Annotated in this window: 15 protein-coding genes; 13 read left to right on the plus strand and 2 right to left on the minus strand. The window is 47.3% G+C overall.

Features of this window, described 5'->3' with window-relative positions; genetic code table 11:
* Position 1: 1 nt before the first annotated feature.
* The 13 genes from AC3AQ9_RS12815 (at position 2) to AC3AQ9_RS12875 (ending at position 14,949) form a co-directional block, all read left to right on the plus strand.
* Complete coding sequence (locus tag AC3AQ9_RS12815; RefSeq protein ID WP_488307886.1) at positions 2 to 853, plus strand: ABC transporter permease; 852 nt, start codon at positions 2 to 4, stop codon at positions 851 to 853.
* An 858-nt stretch (positions 854 to 1,711) separates the two neighbouring features.
* On the plus strand, positions 1,712 to 3,073 hold the full coding sequence (locus AC3AQ9_RS12820) for an MFS transporter (RefSeq protein WP_488307887.1): 1,362 nt from the start codon (positions 1,712 to 1,714) through the stop codon (positions 3,071 to 3,073).
* Between the two features lie 577 nt (positions 3,074 to 3,650).
* Positions 3,651 to 4,715 carry a phosphotriesterase family protein gene (locus AC3AQ9_RS12825; RefSeq protein ID WP_488307888.1) on the plus strand — a complete coding sequence of 355 codons (1,065 nt, stop codon included), beginning with the start codon at positions 3,651 to 3,653 and terminating at the stop codon, positions 4,713 to 4,715.
* Between the two features lie 84 nt (positions 4,716 to 4,799).
* Positions 4,800 to 5,804 carry a phosphotriesterase family protein gene (locus AC3AQ9_RS12830; protein WP_488307889.1) on the plus strand — a complete coding sequence of 335 codons (1,005 nt, stop codon included), beginning with the start codon at positions 4,800 to 4,802 and terminating at the stop codon, positions 5,802 to 5,804.
* A gap of 103 nt (positions 5,805 to 5,907) precedes the next feature.
* Positions 5,908 to 7,071 carry a thiolase family protein gene (locus tag AC3AQ9_RS12835; RefSeq protein WP_488307890.1) on the plus strand — a complete coding sequence of 388 codons (1,164 nt, stop codon included), beginning with the start codon at positions 5,908 to 5,910 and terminating at the stop codon, positions 7,069 to 7,071.
* A 3-nt stretch (positions 7,072 to 7,074) separates the two neighbouring features.
* The gene (locus AC3AQ9_RS12840; protein WP_488307891.1) at positions 7,075 to 7,491 is read left to right on the plus strand and encodes a Zn-ribbon domain-containing OB-fold protein; all 417 of its coding nucleotides are present in this window, start codon (positions 7,075 to 7,077) and stop codon (positions 7,489 to 7,491) included.
* A gap of 205 nt (positions 7,492 to 7,696) precedes the next feature.
* Positions 7,697 to 9,406 carry a CocE/NonD family hydrolase gene (locus AC3AQ9_RS12845; RefSeq protein ID WP_488307892.1) on the plus strand — a complete coding sequence of 570 codons (1,710 nt, stop codon included), beginning with the start codon at positions 7,697 to 7,699 and terminating at the stop codon, positions 9,404 to 9,406.
* 100 nt (positions 9,407 to 9,506) lie between these two features.
* Positions 9,507 to 10,460, plus strand: coding sequence for an MBL fold metallo-hydrolase (locus AC3AQ9_RS12850; protein WP_488307893.1), 954 nt, complete (start codon positions 9,507 to 9,509; stop codon positions 10,458 to 10,460).
* 15 nt (positions 10,461 to 10,475) lie between these two features.
* Entirely contained in the window at positions 10,476 to 11,171 is a 696-nt protein-coding gene (locus AC3AQ9_RS12855) for a 3-oxoacid CoA-transferase subunit A (protein WP_488307894.1), read from the plus strand.
* The gene (locus AC3AQ9_RS12860; protein ID WP_488307895.1) at positions 11,164 to 11,850 is read left to right on the plus strand and encodes a 3-oxoacid CoA-transferase subunit B; all 687 of its coding nucleotides are present in this window, start codon (positions 11,164 to 11,166) and stop codon (positions 11,848 to 11,850) included. Before AC3AQ9_RS12855 ends, AC3AQ9_RS12860 begins: the two co-directional genes overlap by 8 nt.
* Positions 11,850 to 12,605, plus strand: coding sequence for a GntR family transcriptional regulator (locus tag AC3AQ9_RS12865; protein ID WP_488307896.1), 756 nt, complete (start codon positions 11,850 to 11,852; stop codon positions 12,603 to 12,605). The genes AC3AQ9_RS12860 and AC3AQ9_RS12865 overlap by 1 nt, the downstream gene beginning before the upstream one ends.
* A gap of 178 nt (positions 12,606 to 12,783) precedes the next feature.
* Positions 12,784 to 13,890, plus strand: coding sequence for an FAD-dependent oxidoreductase (locus AC3AQ9_RS12870; protein ID WP_488307897.1), 1,107 nt, complete (start codon positions 12,784 to 12,786; stop codon positions 13,888 to 13,890).
* Between the two features lie 123 nt (positions 13,891 to 14,013).
* A complete protein-coding gene (locus AC3AQ9_RS12875) occupies positions 14,014 to 14,949 on the plus strand; it encodes an alpha/beta hydrolase (protein ID WP_488307898.1) in 936 nt (311 codons plus the stop codon).
* Positions 14,950 to 15,491: 542 nt separating this feature from the next.
* Here the strand turns inward: AC3AQ9_RS12875 and AC3AQ9_RS12880 are convergent.
* Both AC3AQ9_RS12880 and AC3AQ9_RS12885 read right to left on the minus strand, forming a co-directional pair.
* Entirely contained in the window at positions 15,492 to 16,490 is a 999-nt protein-coding gene (locus tag AC3AQ9_RS12880) for an MBL fold metallo-hydrolase (RefSeq protein ID WP_488307899.1), read from the minus strand.
* A gap of 102 nt (positions 16,491 to 16,592) precedes the next feature.
* Entirely contained in the window at positions 16,593 to 17,852 is a 1,260-nt protein-coding gene (locus AC3AQ9_RS12885; RefSeq protein ID WP_488307900.1) for an MFS transporter, read from the minus strand.
* Between the last annotated feature and the right edge of the window lie 218 nt (positions 17,853 to 18,070).

Consider the following 18,070-nt stretch of genomic DNA (forward strand, 5'->3'; position numbering starts at 1 on the left):
TATGGAGAATTTAAAAAGTGCTGATCAGAAAATAGCGCCTGCGCTAAACAATTCAATAGCAACGTTAAATTTGAAGAAGAAGAAGAAGACCTCTTTTTATGACACTTTCTTGTTTCGGCATATTGGGTTAATTACATTTGTTACCGTACTGATCCTGTGGGAATTGATTTACCGCTCGGGTATCATCAATCCGGTTTTCTTAAGCTCACCTACACAGATTATCAAAGTTGGCTATCAGCTAACATTAAGCGGCATACTGGTTGAAAACCTGCTCTTTACACTGCGGAATTTCATCACTGGATTTCTTCTGGCAGCTGTAACTGGCGTATTCATCGGATTGATCATGGGCTGGTATAAGCCGATCGGCAAAGCTTTTGATCCATTCCTGACCGCCATGCTAGGTACACCGCGTATTGTGCTTCTGCCTTTGATCACACTTTGGGTCGGGGTTGGCTTTGCCAGCAAAGTTTTAGTCGTCTTTCTGGCAGGGGTTTTCCCGATTATCCTGAATACGATGATCGGTGTGAAAAATCTTGATCCAAATCTGACGAGAGTAGCGAAAGCCTTTGGTGCTTCACCGATTCAAACTTTTATTACAGTCGCTTTACCGGGCGCGATGCCTCAGATCGTCTCTGGTTTACGAGTGGGGATCGGTCAATCGTTAGTGGGCGTTATTGCTGCTGAAATGTTCGTTTCCACAGGAGGCATCGGGTATTTCGTGGCTCAATCATCCGCAAACTTTAATGTGGATCGTGTGTTTGTCGGAATTGTCGTGATCATCATTACCGGGATGCTGATTACCCAGTCAGTGAAATGGATTGAATCCTATTTATTGAAACATCGCATCGATTGAAAAATCGGTGTACTTTGACAGAAAGGCTCTCTTTTGGAGGGCCTTTTTTCAGTTTGTAGAGAAAGTTGAAATTTGTATTGGTGATTCTCCCTTAACCGATATTCCGCCAACCAGCTGCGAAGCCATTGGCCGAAGCTACTTCGGACGATGGCTTTGCGACGAGCTTGCGCAGGAGCACCTGTTTTGTGGCCGAGGTTTGTGAGGCCATGTCTTTGCGACGAGCTTGCGCAGGAGCAGTATGTTTTCCTCCGCTGGTTAGCTCCATATCTAGGGAGCAGGTACAAACATTAGAGAGCTTTCCGAATCAGCTCCCGATTCCAGAGAATCGCTAAAGGTGTCAAAAGGAAGCTGAATACAGCGGAAGGCGGCGACTCCTGAGACCCCGGAGGGAGCGGCAGCGAGTGAGGAGGCTTAGGGCCACACCCCACGGAAAGCGTCCGCACTGGAGCGCAATGAAAGAAGAACATACGAGTTTCTCAACAGCTTGCAGGAAGGTTCTCTTTTTATTTACTACTCCAAAAGCAGCGATCAAATATATACGGAAAAGATATGAATATACAATTATTTAGATATTTTTCTAAAGTTTCTGTCTATGTTAGTTTATATTTATTCCTTTCATACAAATCAAATTGCATTCGGCACTATTCGCTTTGAAGAGGATGCCGGTTGCTGAAGTCAGTAGAAAAGGATGAATAGGTATGAAATGTAAGCGTTAACAAGTAAATGCCTCCAGCCGGAAATCGGTTAATACAGAACTTCAAAAGGAGGAGATAACAAAAGAACCCGATGCTTTTAATAAGACCCGGATTGCAAGCAGAATCTGCACGGCTTATACCTTAGACGAATGGAGGAATTTAGATGGCTACAGTTAACATCACGGACATTGTAAATGAAGGGAAGTTTAATCGCTTTCATCTCGGGTTATTGGCTTGGTGCTGTTTTATCGTGACTTTTGACAGCTTTGATCTTGTCATATACAGCTCTGTGATTCCTTTGATTATGGAAGAATGGGCCATCTCACCTGTTCAAGCAGGGGCAATCGGGAGCTATGGATTTATAGGAATGATGATTGGCGCCGTTCTTTTTGGAATCATGGCAGACAAGCTGGGCAGAAAGAATGTACTGATTGTAAGTGTCGTCTTATTCAGTGTCTTTTCTTTCTTATGCGCATTTGCGCCCGGCCCAACAAGTTTTTCAGTTTTACGGTTTATTGCTGGAATCGGAATCGGTGGCGTAATGCCGAATGTCATTGCTCTATTAACAGAATATACGCCGAAATATCGGGTGAATATCGTGATTTTGATTATGTTGTGCTGCTTTTCGGTGGGCGGCATTTTAGCGGCAATCGTCGGAATTTACTTTATCCCGCTGATGGGCTGGCATAGTGTTTACTGGGTAGCCGCAATTCCGCTTTTATTTATTCCGCTGATGGTGAAGAACTTCCATGATTCTCCGGTAATTCTTTTGATGAAAGGGAAAACTGAAGAGCTGCGATATGTTCTGAAGAAAGCGAACCCTGCTCTTTCTTTAACACCAGATACGAAATTCATAGCTTCAAGTGAAGAAAAAGAGGGCGGGTCTCCTGTCACGGCACTGTTTAAAAATAAGCGGGCATTAGGGACAGCGATGATTTGGATTGCCTTTTTTATGTGCATACTGATGATTAATGGACTGACGACATGGCTCCCTAACTTAATGTTCAATGCTGGGTATGCACTCAACTCCAGCTTGAGTTTTGTCATTGCGTTAAATGCCGGATCCGTAATCGGCACATTGATCCTTGGAACCTTGGCAGATAAATTCGGAGTTAAAAAAGTGCTCGTTCCAATGTTTGTCATGGCTTCTGTTTGCCTGATGCTTCTGGGCTTTAAAAACAATATGATTGTCCTTTATTTACTGGTTGGGATTACAGGTGCCTGCACAATTGGAGCGCAAAACCTTTCTTATTCATTTGTCTCCCAGTATTACCCTTCGCTGATCCGTTCAACTGGCGTAGGCTTTGCATCGGCAGTAGGAAGAATCGGGGGAATCATTGGCCCTATCTTCGGAGGCGTCTTAGTTTCACTCAGCCTCTCTCTGCAAATGAATTTCCTGGCATTCGCCATTCCAGGAATTATAGCAGCAATTGCATTTACTTTTGTGCCTTTGAAGCTTGCTTCCAGCAGTAAAAAATTAAAAGGAATAGCTCAAGAAGAAGACAGTGTTGAACTTAAAGTCTGATTGGCAACGGGTCTTTCGAAGCCAGTGAACAATTTAAAAAATATAACTTCTATAAATGATTGATTTTGTCAGGTATCCATTTATGGTTTGAACACAACTTTTCAGTAACGCATTTAAAACGGTATCAAGCAATCAAAAGAGAGTCCGGTTCGATCAGGGCCTGGACTCACCTTTAAAATGATTTCTTACGACTAATTGCTCATTTCAAAGCACCGAGCAAAATGACCGGGTCTTTTATTAAAACGCTGCTATTTCAAGAACCGGCTGTCCGGAAGCAGCCAAGCAAGAAAGCAAAAACATCTTAATTCACAAGCGAAATCTATCATACTAACTCTTTCATCTATTCGAAAGAGTCTGAAAAAAGGTTTGACTTTGGTATAACAATATTATAATGTATCAATAACAACCAATTGTTATACCAATTCAATTTGAATGAAAGAAAGCGTTTACAACAAGAATCAAGATTTTGTTAATAAAGAATGACGAGAAATTATACCAAACGGAAATCTCTTCCCAACTTACTCATCAACTATAAAAATCATAAAAACGCGTTATTAAAATGACAGGGGGTTTTACAATGTTACAAAATCAACAAGAAGTCAGCACCGGGATTGTCCGGACAGTTTTGGGACCGGTAGCGACGCAAGACCTTGGGATTGTACTTATAAATGAATCACTTCTTTCCGTTTATCCAGGTGCGGATTTAGCGCCGGAGATCAATATGGACAAAAGCGAAATCTTCGAGACATTAAAACGCAAGTTGAATGATTTCCGCCGCCAGGGCGGGCAGACAATCGTTGATGCCAGCGGAATGTTCCATGGCCGCGATGTATGGCTTTACCAGACACTTTCAAAAGCTACAGGTGTAAATATCATTGCAACAACAGGTTTAGGGCCTGAGAAATTGCTCGGCGGCTATTTTGTAACACCGCAGACCAATCCTCCAACTCCATGGCCAGCAGAGAAATTTGCAGGGTTGTTCACGAAAGAAGTAGTGGAAGGAGTCGTTGTTCCACGTGTTGAACGTTCGACAGCTGCCGGCTTGGTCGTTTCTATCGCCAGCCCGGAAGGCATTACGAACGAAGAGAAAAGCCTGTTCCGCGGTTCTGCACAAACAGCGCGTGATACAGGAGTGGCCGTATCGGTTCAGCATGGTGCCGATGCAGCAGCTGACTTGGAGCTTTTACTCGCTGAAGGGGTTGACCCGAGCCGCGTAGTGATTGGCGGCATTGATCGCCAGACGGCGGTGGACAGCAAAGCGTATCTGGAAATTGCGAAACGCGGAGCTTACGCATCTTTTGACCATATTGGCTGGGGTTCAGCGGATGGTTATGTGAGCGATGCAGAACGTGTGAGATTGATTGTGGAACTTCTCGAAGCTGGATTAGGCGAGCACGTCCTGCTGTCCACCAGTGCCGTTGGCGTTGCGAAAGGGCATGAAGCGAAAGAGCTTCCATTCGATTATTTGCTTTCCACTTTTGTTCCGTTATTGAAAAAAGCGGGTGTGACAGACGAACAGGTCCGCGTCTTGCTGGAAGAAAATCCGCAGCGTGTCCTGACAGTAGACGGCGCAGCAGAACTTCAAATCAAAGAATATTCTCCGACAGGCTGGAGACAATGGTTCGCTCCTGTCGATCATTAATAGAACATTGATGACAAAAAATCTGCCACACGAATAGGCTGTGGTTGTTCCATAACAAGCAAATCGAGAAGAGGAGTGACATACATGGGTAAGGTTAATACGGTTCTAGGGCCGATTGCGTCAGAAGATTTAGGGGTTACATCGCTGCACGAGCATATCGGATTCGGTTTGCCGGGCTGTGACTTGGACACACAATGGTGGAAAAAGCCGGATGAAGCATTCGAAGTGACAATTGCTAAATTGCGCCGCTTCCGCGAACATGGCGGCAAAACATTCGTTGATTGCACAGGCATCGGCAATGGCCGCGACTTGGAATACTTCCAAGTGCTGTCACGCAGAACGGGCGTCCATATTGTGGCTGTTACCGGTTTTGTTGCCGGAGATTCAGCAATGGCTTACTTCCGCGAAAAATCAGTTGAATACTTGACGGATTTATTCGTTCAAGAAATCACGGTCGGCATTGCCGGAACAAGCGCAAAAGCTGGAGCGATCAAAGTAGGGGTCAGCCGGGGCGGCAAGCTAAGCGAGCTGGACAAACGGATTTACCGTGCAGCAGCGCGTGCGGCATTGAAAACAGGGGCTCCGATCATCACGCATTTAACAACTGATCCACAAACGGCTCTTACGATTTTTGATGAAGAAGGCCTGCCGCTGAACCGTGTGTTGATGGGCCACGCTGATGTAGGGCAAGACGTAGACGAAGAACGCGATTCACTGATTGCAGGACGCGGCGGCTATGTAGGCTTCGATACCATCGGCTACGACTTGGATATGGAAAACCCGCCTTATTGGGGACGCTACCGCAAAGACCGGGTAGACCACTTTATGCGTTTCATTGGAAAAGGATTCCTCGATAAAGCAGTGATTGCAGCGGATGCGAACTGCTGTGCACTTGGATGGCCGGGATTGAAAGGACATTCTGTAAACTATTTGTTTGAAGAGTTCCTGCCGGATATCCGCAAAGCGGGAGTAAGTGAAGAAGCGATTGAACAGCTTTTGGTTCATACACCAGCTACATTCCTAACAATGCAAGAGCCTCGACCGGTTAGAAAAATCGAAGAAACAGAAGCGGTACTGGCAAAGAATTAGAAGTTCTGTGCCGGCTGGCTTCAGATTCTAGGGGCAGCCGGTGCTTTCTGATCGTGCAAGGGTAGCGCAAACTGAATTCGACATTACCGGGAGGTCAACGAATATGACTATTAAAGGAAAAGCTTATATCGCAGGGGCTTTTGAGCACCCGACGCGCAAGGCAGAGAATAAATCCGTGGCAGCTTTGCATGCGGAATGTGCCAAAGGGGCACTTGAAGACGCAGGGCTTTCATTTGGAGATGTAGACGGATATTTCTGTGCCGGTGACGCTCCGGGCGGAGTCTTGTCGATGGTCGATTATTTAGGGCTTAACGTCCGCCACTTGGATGGTACAGATATTGGCGGTTCATCGTACATTGCACATGTTTCACATGCCGCAGAAGCGATTGCGGCAGGCAAATGCAATGTTGCCTTAATTACAATGGCAGGGCGTCCGCGCTCTGAAGGCAGAAGCGGATTGAAACAGAAGATTGTAGGTGCCAATGTTCCGGATACACCTTTTGAACTTCCGTTCGGACCGACTGCAGTAAATGAGTACGCGATGGCCACGATGCGCCATATGCATGAATTCGGCACGACGAGCGAACAGCTGGCATGGGTCAAAGTGGCAGCTTCCCATCACGCCCAGCACAACCCGAATGCGATGCTCCGTGATGTCGTGACCGTCGAAGACGTATTGTCTTCTCCGATGATTGCAGACCCGTTGCACCGGCTCGATTGCTGTGTGGTAAGTGACGGAGGCGGCGCATTAGTAGTCGTAAGCCCTGAAATCGCCAAAAGCCTGAAGCGCCCGCTGGTCCGGGTGATGGGCAGTGGTGAAGCACCGAAAGGGCAAGCGGCAGGTAAAACAGATCTGACGTATTCAGGTGCAATCTGGTCCGGCCCCGCAGCTTTTGCGGAAGCCGGCATCACACCGCAGAACATCAAATACGCTTCCATCTACGACAGCTTCACTATTACGGTGTTGATGCAGCTGGAGGATTTAGGCTTTTGCAAAAAAGGCGAAGGCGGCAAATTTGTCGCTGACGGAAACTTGATTTCCGGTGTCGGCAAACTGCCGATCAACACAGACGGCGGCGGATTGAATAATAACCACCCGGCAAGCCGGGGCGGCATTGTCAAAGTGATTGAAGCGGTCCGCCAGCTGCGCGGCGAAGCACATCCGAATGTGCAAGTGAAGAATTGTGATATCGCATTAGCTCATGGCACCGGCGGCGGGCTTTCAAGCCGCCACGGCAGTGCAACACTTATCTTGGAGAGGGTGTAAATCATGGCAACTACGTATGAAACGAGAAAAATGGCAGTTCCTGAAGTGCATCCGGAGCATAAGGAATACTGGGAAGCCGCTGCAGAAGGAACGCTGCTGATCAAACAATGCCATTCCTGCGGCGAAGCACATTATTATCCACGCGTCCTTTGCCCACATTGCATGAGCGACAACACGAAATGGATCGAAGCAAAAGGAACCGGCACGATCTACACTTACAGCGTCATGCGCAAAGGAACTCCTTACGCCATCGCTTTTGTGGAGCTTGATGAAGGCCTTAGAATGATGACCAACATCATCGACTGTGATCTGGATACGGTGCACATCGGCCAAAAAGTCAAAGTGGCATTCAAACAAAGCGGCGACCAAGACAATCCTGGTCCGTTCGTTCCCTGTTTCACACCGATTGGAGAAAAATAAAGAATCTTAAGATATATCTTATAAGAAAGAGCGTAAGGCGGCGACTCCTGCGGGACAGTGCGAGCTGAAGACCCTGGACTGAACGAAGTGAGGGAAGCGGCTGAAGCCGTGCCCGCGGAAAGCGTCCGCCTGAAGCGAGTTCTCAACCACCATCTAAGTATCTTTTATATTGTATAGAAGGATTCAAAAAGAGGAGCGAAACCACATGATTATCACGAAGGATGAACGGATTCAAATGCGTGACGGCGTACATATTGCGGCAGACATTTACCGTCCTGAAGGTACGGGAAAAGTGCCGGCATTGCTTGCCATCAGCCCATACGGCAAAGAACTCCAGGCGCAGGCTTTGACATTGCCTCCGCAAGCACGGCCGAGCCATCTTTGGAACGGGGCGATTGAAGCTGGGGACATCAACGAAGTGGTTGGACGCGGCTATGCGCATATGATTGCAGACATTCGCGGCACCGGCGGTTCAGAAGGGCAAATGGTCGGCAACTACAACTCGGGCGGCCACGGTGACGGCAAAGATATTTATGACCTCGTTGAATGGTTAGCAGAGCAGGAGTGGTGCGACGGCAATATCGGGATGATCGGCATCTCTTACTTTGCATCGGTTCAGCTTCTCGGGGCAGCGGAGCAGCCGCCGCATTTGAAGGCTATTTTCGCCAACGGTGGACATTTCGACCTTTATGAACTTTGCTACCACGGCGGAATCATGTGGCTGATGCCTCGCGCTTCCCGTGAAGGACGCGGCGGCGACAGCGGCAATGCGTTCAATAACGTCGCAAGCAAAAGCTCAACAGTCTTCACACCGGAAGAGCTGAAACAAAAAACACAGGAACGCTTGAACGATCCGGATATTGCTCATTGGTCGGACTTTGTTCACCTTCTTCATTATCAAGACCGCCACGAATTGTGGATGGATTATTTATTGAACCCGTTGGATGGCCCGTTCTGGCAGCAAGATTCAGCCATTCAAGTAGCTGATAAAGTGACGATTCCGACGTACTTCCAAGCAAAATGGGGACGCGGCTGGAACGTCGAAGGCACCTTAGAAGCGTTCCATAAAGTATCCGGCATCAAGAAGCTGGATATCCAAGCGCTTCCGCCAATGCTTGAACGCCCATTCCATGAAAATCATGATGAAATGTTCCGCTGGTATGACTACTGGCTGAAAGGCATTGATACAGGCATCATGGATGAACCGGCAGTCCAGTTCTCTGTAGAAGGCTCCTATGAATGGCGAGGCGAAGAACATTGGCCATTGCCGCAAGAAGAAAAGAAAGAATTCTACTTGCGTCCACGCCACAAAATCAGCGACAAGCCGGAACCGCTTCCTGCTGAACATGCTCATCCGGACGGCTTCTACCAAGCGCCATTAACGGTTACGACAACTTCGGAAACGATTAAATGGACGAGCGACAAATTCCGGGAGCCTGTAGAAATGACAGGTACAGGTGCGTTATACCTTTACGCAGAAATCGATACCGATGACACAAACTTCATTTCGAAACTTTACGATGTTGACCCAAGCGGCAAACGCACGTTGATGACTTCAGGGTATTTAAAAGCCTCCCACCGTGAATTAAATGAAGAGAAATCAACTTACGGCGAGCCATGGCACCCGCATAATCGGGCGGTACCGGTAACACCGGGTGAAATCAACGAATATGCGATTCGTTTGTACCCATTCTCATTCCTGATCAAGCCAGGGCACCGCATTGAACTGGAATTGATGTGCAACGAACCGCTTGACGGCGAAGATGCAAAATTACTGCCGCCGGACAGCTACCATTTGCCAAGCGGACGTGCAACAACCCATAAAATTTACCGCGATAAAGATCACCAATCGCGTTTAGTGCTTCCGGTCATTCCGAAAGATCATAATATCTTGAATCAAAAAAACGGGAAATAATCCGTGCTGAATTGGCTGCACTTCCTGCTTAACGCCACCCGCAGCGCAGCCTCTTCGAGAAAGCGTTGGGGCCGTATACCAGATGAGAGGAGTGGACAATATGACAGATCCAGTTCGCGTGATTCCAATTGAATGCAAGTTCGGGCCGACATCCGCCTATGCCTACTATATTGATGCACCGGAGCCGGCATTGGTCGACACCGGAGTGGCATCATCAGCTTCGCAGGAAATAGAGGCGGTGCTGGCAGATAACGGCATCCGAATTGAAGATATCCGCTGGATTCTTCTGACGCACGGACACGTCGACCATCTAGGCGGCGGCCGGGCGGTATGGGAGAAAACAGGTGGACGGGCAGAGATCGTGATTCCGAAAAAGGAAGCCAGGCTGCTGCGCGACCGCAATGAACACATCGTTGATTATGAAGGACTGCAAGGAAAATTCGTAGCTCCGGAAATTCAGGAAAAGCACAAAGCCATTTTAGTGAACGATATTGGCGAAGGAATAGAGCCTTCTGTGCAAGTGGCCGATGGCGACAAGCTATCGCTTGGAGAGGGCGTATCGATTACCGTGGTGGAAACACCTGGCCACTCGATCGGTTCCGTGACATTTGTGCTGGATGGACTGGATTGGGCGTTTGCGGCAGACGCCGTGCAAGTATATGGCGGAGCGAAAAGCGGAATTCCGACGATCGAGCAGCCATCACTTTATCGTCAAAGCCTGCAGCGCCTGCTTGAAGAAGTGCGTCCGAAGCGCTTGTATTTAGGCCACCATTTCCGGGTTGCGAGTGGCGGAGTGATCAGTCCGGTTGTAGAAGAAGATCAAGTTTCGGTTGTACTTCAGGAAAGCCTGGAACTGGACGCCAAACTGGCTGAAGTTGTCGGGCGTCATTTGTCCGGCGATGTACAAACAGGCGCAAACGACAGTTTATACGGACCATTTGCATCGATTGCTGAAGAAATCGGCTATACCGGAGATCCGAGAAACTTGCCTTGTGCATTCTTTGTCACCATGAACGGCTATCAAGAAGAACTAACGGCTTTACAGAATAAATGAAAGGGGGACGCCTGAATGATACAGAAGAAATTTGAAAGTGCGGCACAGGCGGTTGCCGATATGCAAGACGGCGCAACGCTTCTCGTTGGAGGATTTGGAGGCAGCGGCTTGCCGTCGCACCTGGTAGCAGCTCTGGTAGAACAAGGAGCAAAAGATCTGACGATTGTGTCGAACAATATCGGAGCCGTTAGTGACGGTGTCGCAGCATTGATCAGCAACGACCAAGTACGCAAGATCAGCTGCTCTTTCCCTGTCGGACCCCATGCAGAAGATTTGATCGCACGCCTTGAGAAAGGCACGATCGAACTGGAAATCGTACCACAAGGGACTTTGGCAGAACGCATTCGCGCCGGCGGAGCGGGCATCGCAGCGTTTTATACGCCAACAGGCGCTCACACCGAATTGGCAGAAGGCAAAGAAGAACGTGAATTCAATGGACGCCTGCATTTGATGGAACACGCCATTGTTGCGGATTATGCCTTTATCAAAGCGCACCGGGCTGACCGCTGGGGCAATCTGGTTTACCGGAAAACCCAGCGCAACTTCAATCCGGTTATGGCGACTGCTGCACGGATCACCATTGCTGAAGTAGATGAAGTCGTGGAAGTCGGAGAAATCGATCCGGAAACGATCGTCACACCAAGCATCTATGTACACCGTTTAGTGGAATTGAGTTTGCAGAATGAAGGGAAGGTGTTAGTCAATGAGTAAAGACCAGAAAGAAACAGTTGGCTGGACCATGCCGGAATTAGCTTCAAAAGTTGCTCATGACCTTGAGGATGGCTGGTTCGTGAATCTTGGCATCGGATTGCCGACACTTGTGGCAGATTCCATTCCTGAAGGAAAAGAAATCATTTTGCACAGTGAAAATGGCCTTCTCGGACTGGGACCAAAACCGGAACCAGGTGAAGAAGACTGGGACCTTGTCAATGCAGGGAAAGAACCGATCACCCTTAGACCGGGCGGTGTGTACTTCTCGCAATCTGAATCTTTTGCGATGATTCGCGGTGGCCATATCGATGCAGCTGTACTCGGCGCGTTCCAAGTATCCCAGCGCGGTGATTTAGCCAGCTGGAAGCTGCCGAATACGGTCCTCGGCCGTGTCGGTGGCGCAATGGACTTGACTGCTGGCGCTAAGCGCGTGTTTTTGTTCATGCAGCATACCAGCAAACAAGGACCTAAAATAGTTGAGGAGTGCACTTATCCGCTGACGACTCCTGGATGCGTCGATCGCATTTATACAAATCTGGCGGTGATTGAGGTGACAGATGATGGGCTTGTTGTACGGGAACTCGCTCCTGGTGTAACATTTGATTATGTACAGGAGCGTACTGCAGCACCACTTACGCTGCAGGCCGACAACCCATCAGAGAAAGTAGGAGTCCAATAATGACAAGTTTTACACAGAAACAAACAATAGACCGCAGTTCACCCATTCCTTTGTATAAACAAATCAAGGAAATTTTGATCAAAGAGCTACAGGCAGCTTCCAGTGAAACCGGCCGCCCTTTCAGCACTGAACACGAGCTGGTGGAACGGTTCCATGTAAGCCGGGCACCTGTTCGCCAGGCGCTGAAGGAACTTACGGATGAGGGCTATGTTTACCGTGAACGGGCGAAAGGCACTTTCCCTGTTCAGGAACTTCCAATACGTCCTCCGGGGCTGGAGCTGGGAGGGCTTGTTGCCTACCTTCGGGATCAAGGACTGGAATGTAAGTCGAAAATATTGAGTGTTGACCGTGTATTGCCGACAAAAAAACTTAGTGAGAACCTTCGGATTGAACAAGATGTAGAGGTTTTAAGAATCTCCCGTTTAATCTTGCTGAAAGGAAAACCGCTAGTTTGGACACAGACATACCTGCTTGTACCAGAACATTTTCAGCCGAGTGTGCAGGAGCTGGAAGAAGCGAACAGCGTCTTTGTTATTCTGGAAAATGAACAAGGCACTTTCATTTCCCGCGGAGACCACCAGATTTATGCTTCTGCTGCCACTGAAATGGAGGCGGATGTTCTGGATTTGAAAGACAAAGATCCAGTTTTGATAACCGAAACAAAATTGTATACACGCACCGACCAATTAATCGGCTGGAGAAAAGCCGTCCATATACCAAATGAATACAAATTATCATTCTCTGTGAATCGATGAAAACATCAATTACTTAAGCAGATCAAGTCTTATGAAATCAATCTTTATATGATTCGGAGTCCAGGGTGTCAGAAAATGCCAATGTGATTTTTTCATTAAGGGCCAGGCGTTAAAGCGGTGATTGCATAATCGTTGTTCTGTTAAGATTATCCAAACCATATCTGAGGGGGAAATGTATATGAAAACGAAAAACGACTTGAGAATTGCAATTATTGGCGGCGGCATCGGGGGAGCAGCAGCAGCAGTTGCATTAAAGGCAAAAGGAATTCGTGCAGATGTATACGAGCAAGCGCCATCGCTTGGTGAAGTTGGCGCTGGTGTCGGGGTACGCCCTCCTACGGTAAGATGCTTCAAAGAATGGGGTCTCTATGAAGCCTTGGAGAAAGTATCAACACTGAGCAAGCACATGGAAATCATTGCTGGAGACGACCATTTGCTGATCAAGGAAGCCTGGCCGGTATTGACGGACGATAAATCAGAAGCATTTGCCCGTTTGATTCACCGTGCAGACTTATTGGAGACAATTGTTGGAGCGATTCCTGAAGGTCAGCTTCATTTAGATCACCGCTGTGAAGCCGTCATCGATCATGGCGACTATGCAGAAGTGAAATTCGCAAATGGCAAAACGATTGAAGCGGATCTTGTCATTGCAGCTGACGGCATTCGTTCACCTGTCCGCAACAGCGTATTTGAGCCTGTGCAACCGGTCTTTTCCGGCTACCTTGCACACCGCGTATTGATTAGTAAAGACGATGCACTGGGCATGGCTTCAGACGAAAACATTTTGCGCATCTACGTAGATGGCGATAACTCATGCTATTTCTTGCCATTGCACAACCGCAACCAGATTTCTGTCGATGTTACGGTTCCAGGTAAATTTGAATGGCGTCCGGAACTGACAAAAGAAGAACTTTTAGAAAGCATGCAAGGATTTGGTCCAAAGGTTCGGCAAGTTATTGAAAATACCAAGTTTGAAGACATCGTAAGCCGTCCTTTATGTGACCTTGAACCAATCGATAAATGGACAACGAAGTCAGTTGCCTTGATCGGTGATGCAGCTCACGCAATGCTTCACAACCAAGGCCAAGGGGCTAACATGGCGATGCAGGACGGAGAGGCATTGGCGAAAGCGCTTGTTGAATCGGATTCAGTAGCGGAAGCCTTGCAAAAATACGAAGCAGCGCGCAAACCGATCGCTCAGCTATATCAGAAGCTTTCTCGACTGTTCCCGACAGACCAAGCTGAAACCGCTTTCCCGGAAAAAGCTCACTTCTCAGAAGCTTAATTAATTGGCTGGCATAACAATAGTACACATATAAAAAGAAGATTTCCTTATCTATTTTAATAGGTAGGGAAATCTGTTTTGTTATCATTAATACAGAACGCAAGAAATAAGGAGGACTCTTAAATGCCCGTACATCCCGAAATAAAGAAAATCTTGGAATTCATTCCTGAATCTGATCCGAACTTTAAAATCATCCCGGAAGAACATAGAAAAATGTTCGATGCACCTGTGCTGCCACTAGAACAGCGCGTGCAAGTTTATTCCGTAGAAGAGAAAACCATCCCGACTCCGGAAGCGGATATCCCGGTAAGAATTTACACACCGGAAGAAGGGGAGTCTTTCCCGCTTCTTATGTATTTCCACGGCGGCGCATTTTTCTCAGGAAATTTGGAAAGCCACGATGAAATTGTCCGGCCGATTGCTAAGGAATCCGGCTATAAAGTGATTTCAGTAGGCTATCGCCTCGCTCCTGAGCATCCTTATCCGGCTGCGCTTGAAGATTGCTATAACGTCACCAAATGGGCGACAGAGCATCAGGAAGAATTGCAGTGGGACGGCAAGAACCTGGCGATTGCAGGAGACAGTTCAGGCGGAAACTTAGTGGGTGCTGTTTCTTTGATGGCCCGCGAAAAAAAGGAAATCTCTATTACAAAACAAGTCATGTTTTATCCGTCACTCGACCTGGATTTTAGCGAATTCCGCTACCCGTCATTGGTGGAGAACGCGAAAGGTTATTTTGTAGAAAGCCATACGCTGGCTGAGCATAATTCCTTCTATTTAAAAGGAGACGTAGATACGGATAATCCGATGGTGTCACCAATTAGAGAAGAAAACCTGGAAGGCCTGCCAGAAGCTTTGATCATTACCGCCGAATACGATCCAATGCGGGATGAAGGGGAGCAGTATGCCGAAAACCTGAAGAAATCCGGTGTAGAGGTTGAACTAAAAAGATACGAAGGCGTCACGCATGGCTTCCTTGGCAAATTCACACATCTGGATGAGTATAAAGGCATTTACGCATTCACAGGCAAATTTTTGAAGTCTGGATTAACTAAATAAAATCTTGATAAACTAATCGTTTTCAAAAAGAAATGATCACCATGACTTAACAGTCGCAGGTGATCATTTCTTTTTGTTTAAGTGTCACCTGTTATGAGGCTAATAGTCTTTGCAACGAAGCTAGCGTAGCAATGCAGAAGCAGTACGATTTTCTCCGCTGGTTGGCTCCATATTTAGGGAGCAGGGACAAGCATTGGAGAGCTTTCCAAATCAGCTCCCTATTCCAGAGAATCTCTAAAGGTGTCAAAAGGAAGCGAAATGCAGCGGAAGGCGGCGACTCCTGTGGGAGCAGCGTAGCGATGTGAGTCCTGAGACCCCGCAGGGAATGAGTTGGGCAAAAGCAATTGACCAACTCATTTGCGACGAAGCTAGCGCAGCGATGCAGGAGCACACGGTTTTCGCCAGCGAGCGAGAAGGCTTAGGGCCACACCCCACGGAAAGCGTCCGCCCTGGAGCGAAATGAAAAAAATGCTGAAAGTTTCTCGACATCATGAAGCCCATATCTGTTAACAGATATGGGCTCTTTAATTCTATTAAACAATTTACGGATTAATCACCAGGCCATCTTCAGCAACGATTATTTCCCCTTCAAAATCAACCTCTGAAAAAGCTTTGTCGATATTGTCAGTGTCTTCTCCGCCGAGGCCAATGTGAGTCAGGACGACTTTCTTAACTCCTGCATCAGCTGACATTTTGGCCAGTTCTTCTGTAGTGGCATGAGAGACCTTTAAGCCGTTCTTTAAGTTTTCGCGAGCTTGCTCCGGAACAGAAGAGAAATCACTCGTCATCATGCCATCAATCACTAGAATGTCTGCATCTTTTGCAAATGGCGCAAAATCGTCGGTATAAGTTAAGTCACCAGAAATCACGACACTTTGGCCATCTGCTTCAAAACGGTAAGCGTAGGTAGGAACGCTGTGGGGGACAGGGATGGCCGTGATTTTCACCCCATCCAGTTCCAGACTATGCTGCTCTTCAGTAAAATCCGTGATATTCACGTTTGTCAGCAAGCCATCTTTTGGCCAGCCTAGACTCGCGCGGTATTCCAGATCTTCCTTGAAGAAGTTGACGGTTGTATCATACAGGTCCTGCACTTGAGGACCGACTAGATTAAGGGAGCGCCTTCCTGTAGGACCTTGCCACCCATCAATGAAGAAGTTCCAGAAGTCGCCGTTATGGTCCACATGCTGATGGGTGAAGAGCATGTTCGTGATTTTTTCAGCTGGCAAGCCGAGCTTCAATAAGGTGCTCGTGGTATTGGCACCGCTGTCGACCAAGAAAAATTTGTCTTTAAATTGAACCAGCGTACTCGGGGCATTGCGGCCAACTTCCGTTTTGGGATTGCCTGACCCGACCGTTATGACGCGAAAGCCTTCCGGAACAGTGGCAAATGCAGAAGCTTTTTCTTTTTCAGGAGCAGCTTTAGAACTGTCACTCTTGGTTTGCTGGGCTTTTTCACCGGCGGAAGCGGTCGGTTCGCTGCTGCAGCCACTGAACAATACAAACAAGCTTAAGATAATCAATAATAGTTTTTTATTCATCGATTCAACTCTCCTTTAACATGAAGCTTTTATGGAAACTAAAGTAACAAGCCCGTCGCCGCTGGCATGCCAGTAGAGACGGACTAGGTTTTGCCGGCAATATTAAGGACGGACTGGAACAGTGGCTTCCGCTGTTTGTTCCTGTGTCTTAGCCACTTTAGATGGCAATGTTTCAATCAGGAAGAATGAGCATAAGAATGCTAACGCCGCAGCACCTGCACTAATGAATAGCACTGCCTGAAGCCCGAAAGCGTCTCCAGCCATACCGCTGAGGATAGGCGTCAGGAATCCTCCGAAAAGTTCACCAATACCGATCGTCAATCCAACAGCAATTCCGGCAAATTTAAATGGCACAGATTCTACCGGGATGGCTGACATGACAATTGAACCTACAGAAGGGCCAGCTGCAAAGATGAATACCGCCGCCATCAGCAATGGCACGGATTGAATATACAAAATAGCCATCGGCAGCAAAATGGAAAGGGTAGAGAAAATGGTGTAGGTCACTTTTCTTCCGATCTTATCCGAAAGGGCAGGGATCAATAAGCCGAAAATCGCATAGCCGGCACCGAATGCTGCCATTACCATACTCATCGTCCCTGGAGTCAGGCCTTTAACGGTTACCAGGTAAGTTGGCGTGTAAATGCTGAAAGCCATTAAAGCTGACATGAACAAGCTGAAGATGACAACACTCAGCCAAATATTGCGGTGCTTCAGGACTTCTTTGTAACTCACTTTTTTCTTTGCTTTTTCCAATTGCTGTTGCTCTTCTTCCAGTTTTACCGGGTTTCTCATGAACTTAAGAACAACCAGCGCCAGAATGGCTCCTGGAATAATAGTCAGATAAAACGCTGTATGCCAGTCGAATGTGCTGGCCAATGCCACAATGATGATTGGAGCAAGCAAGCTTCCGAATAAGGCGTTTGCTGTATTCATTGTAAAACCGGTGTTAAAGCCGCGGCGTGTTTCCGAAGACTCGATCGCAATGACCGATTGGGTAATCGGGATGATCGGCCCTTCGGCAATCCCCATAATCAAACGGAGAATGAACAGCATGGCAAACGATGCCACTAAACCATGAAGAAGAGAGATTAAAGAGAACAGGATGATAAAAATGGCTAATACCGTCTTTTTGCTTTTCACTTTATCCGAAAGAAGTCCGCCGAGCGGTCCTGCAATCGACCAGGTCAATGCAAGAGCTGCACTGGCTAAGCCGATTTGCGTATTCGAAAGGGGAAAGTCTCCTTGCATGAATGGGATTAAGTAATTGATTGCCAGTCGATCGAAAAATACAAACCCGATGACGAAGAAGAAAATGATTGTTATTTTATTTTCATAAGTCCAAAATCTCTTTTTTTCCATTAATAAAACATCCTTCCTTAAAATCACGTATTGTTGGAGCGGTTAAAATACAGTGATACCGAGAGATTAGTAAGATACAATCTACTGGATTTCCACATTCGATAATAAAGTGGCGCTTACATATCCTTTATTAACAAACGAAGAAATAGGAAGTAATCAATGATTGGCGTTGTCTGTAAACCAATTCAAAATATTGGGAATATTTTTAGCGGATTTGT

The sequence above is a fragment of the Planococcus sp. VCh962 genome, from assembly GCF_057748275.1.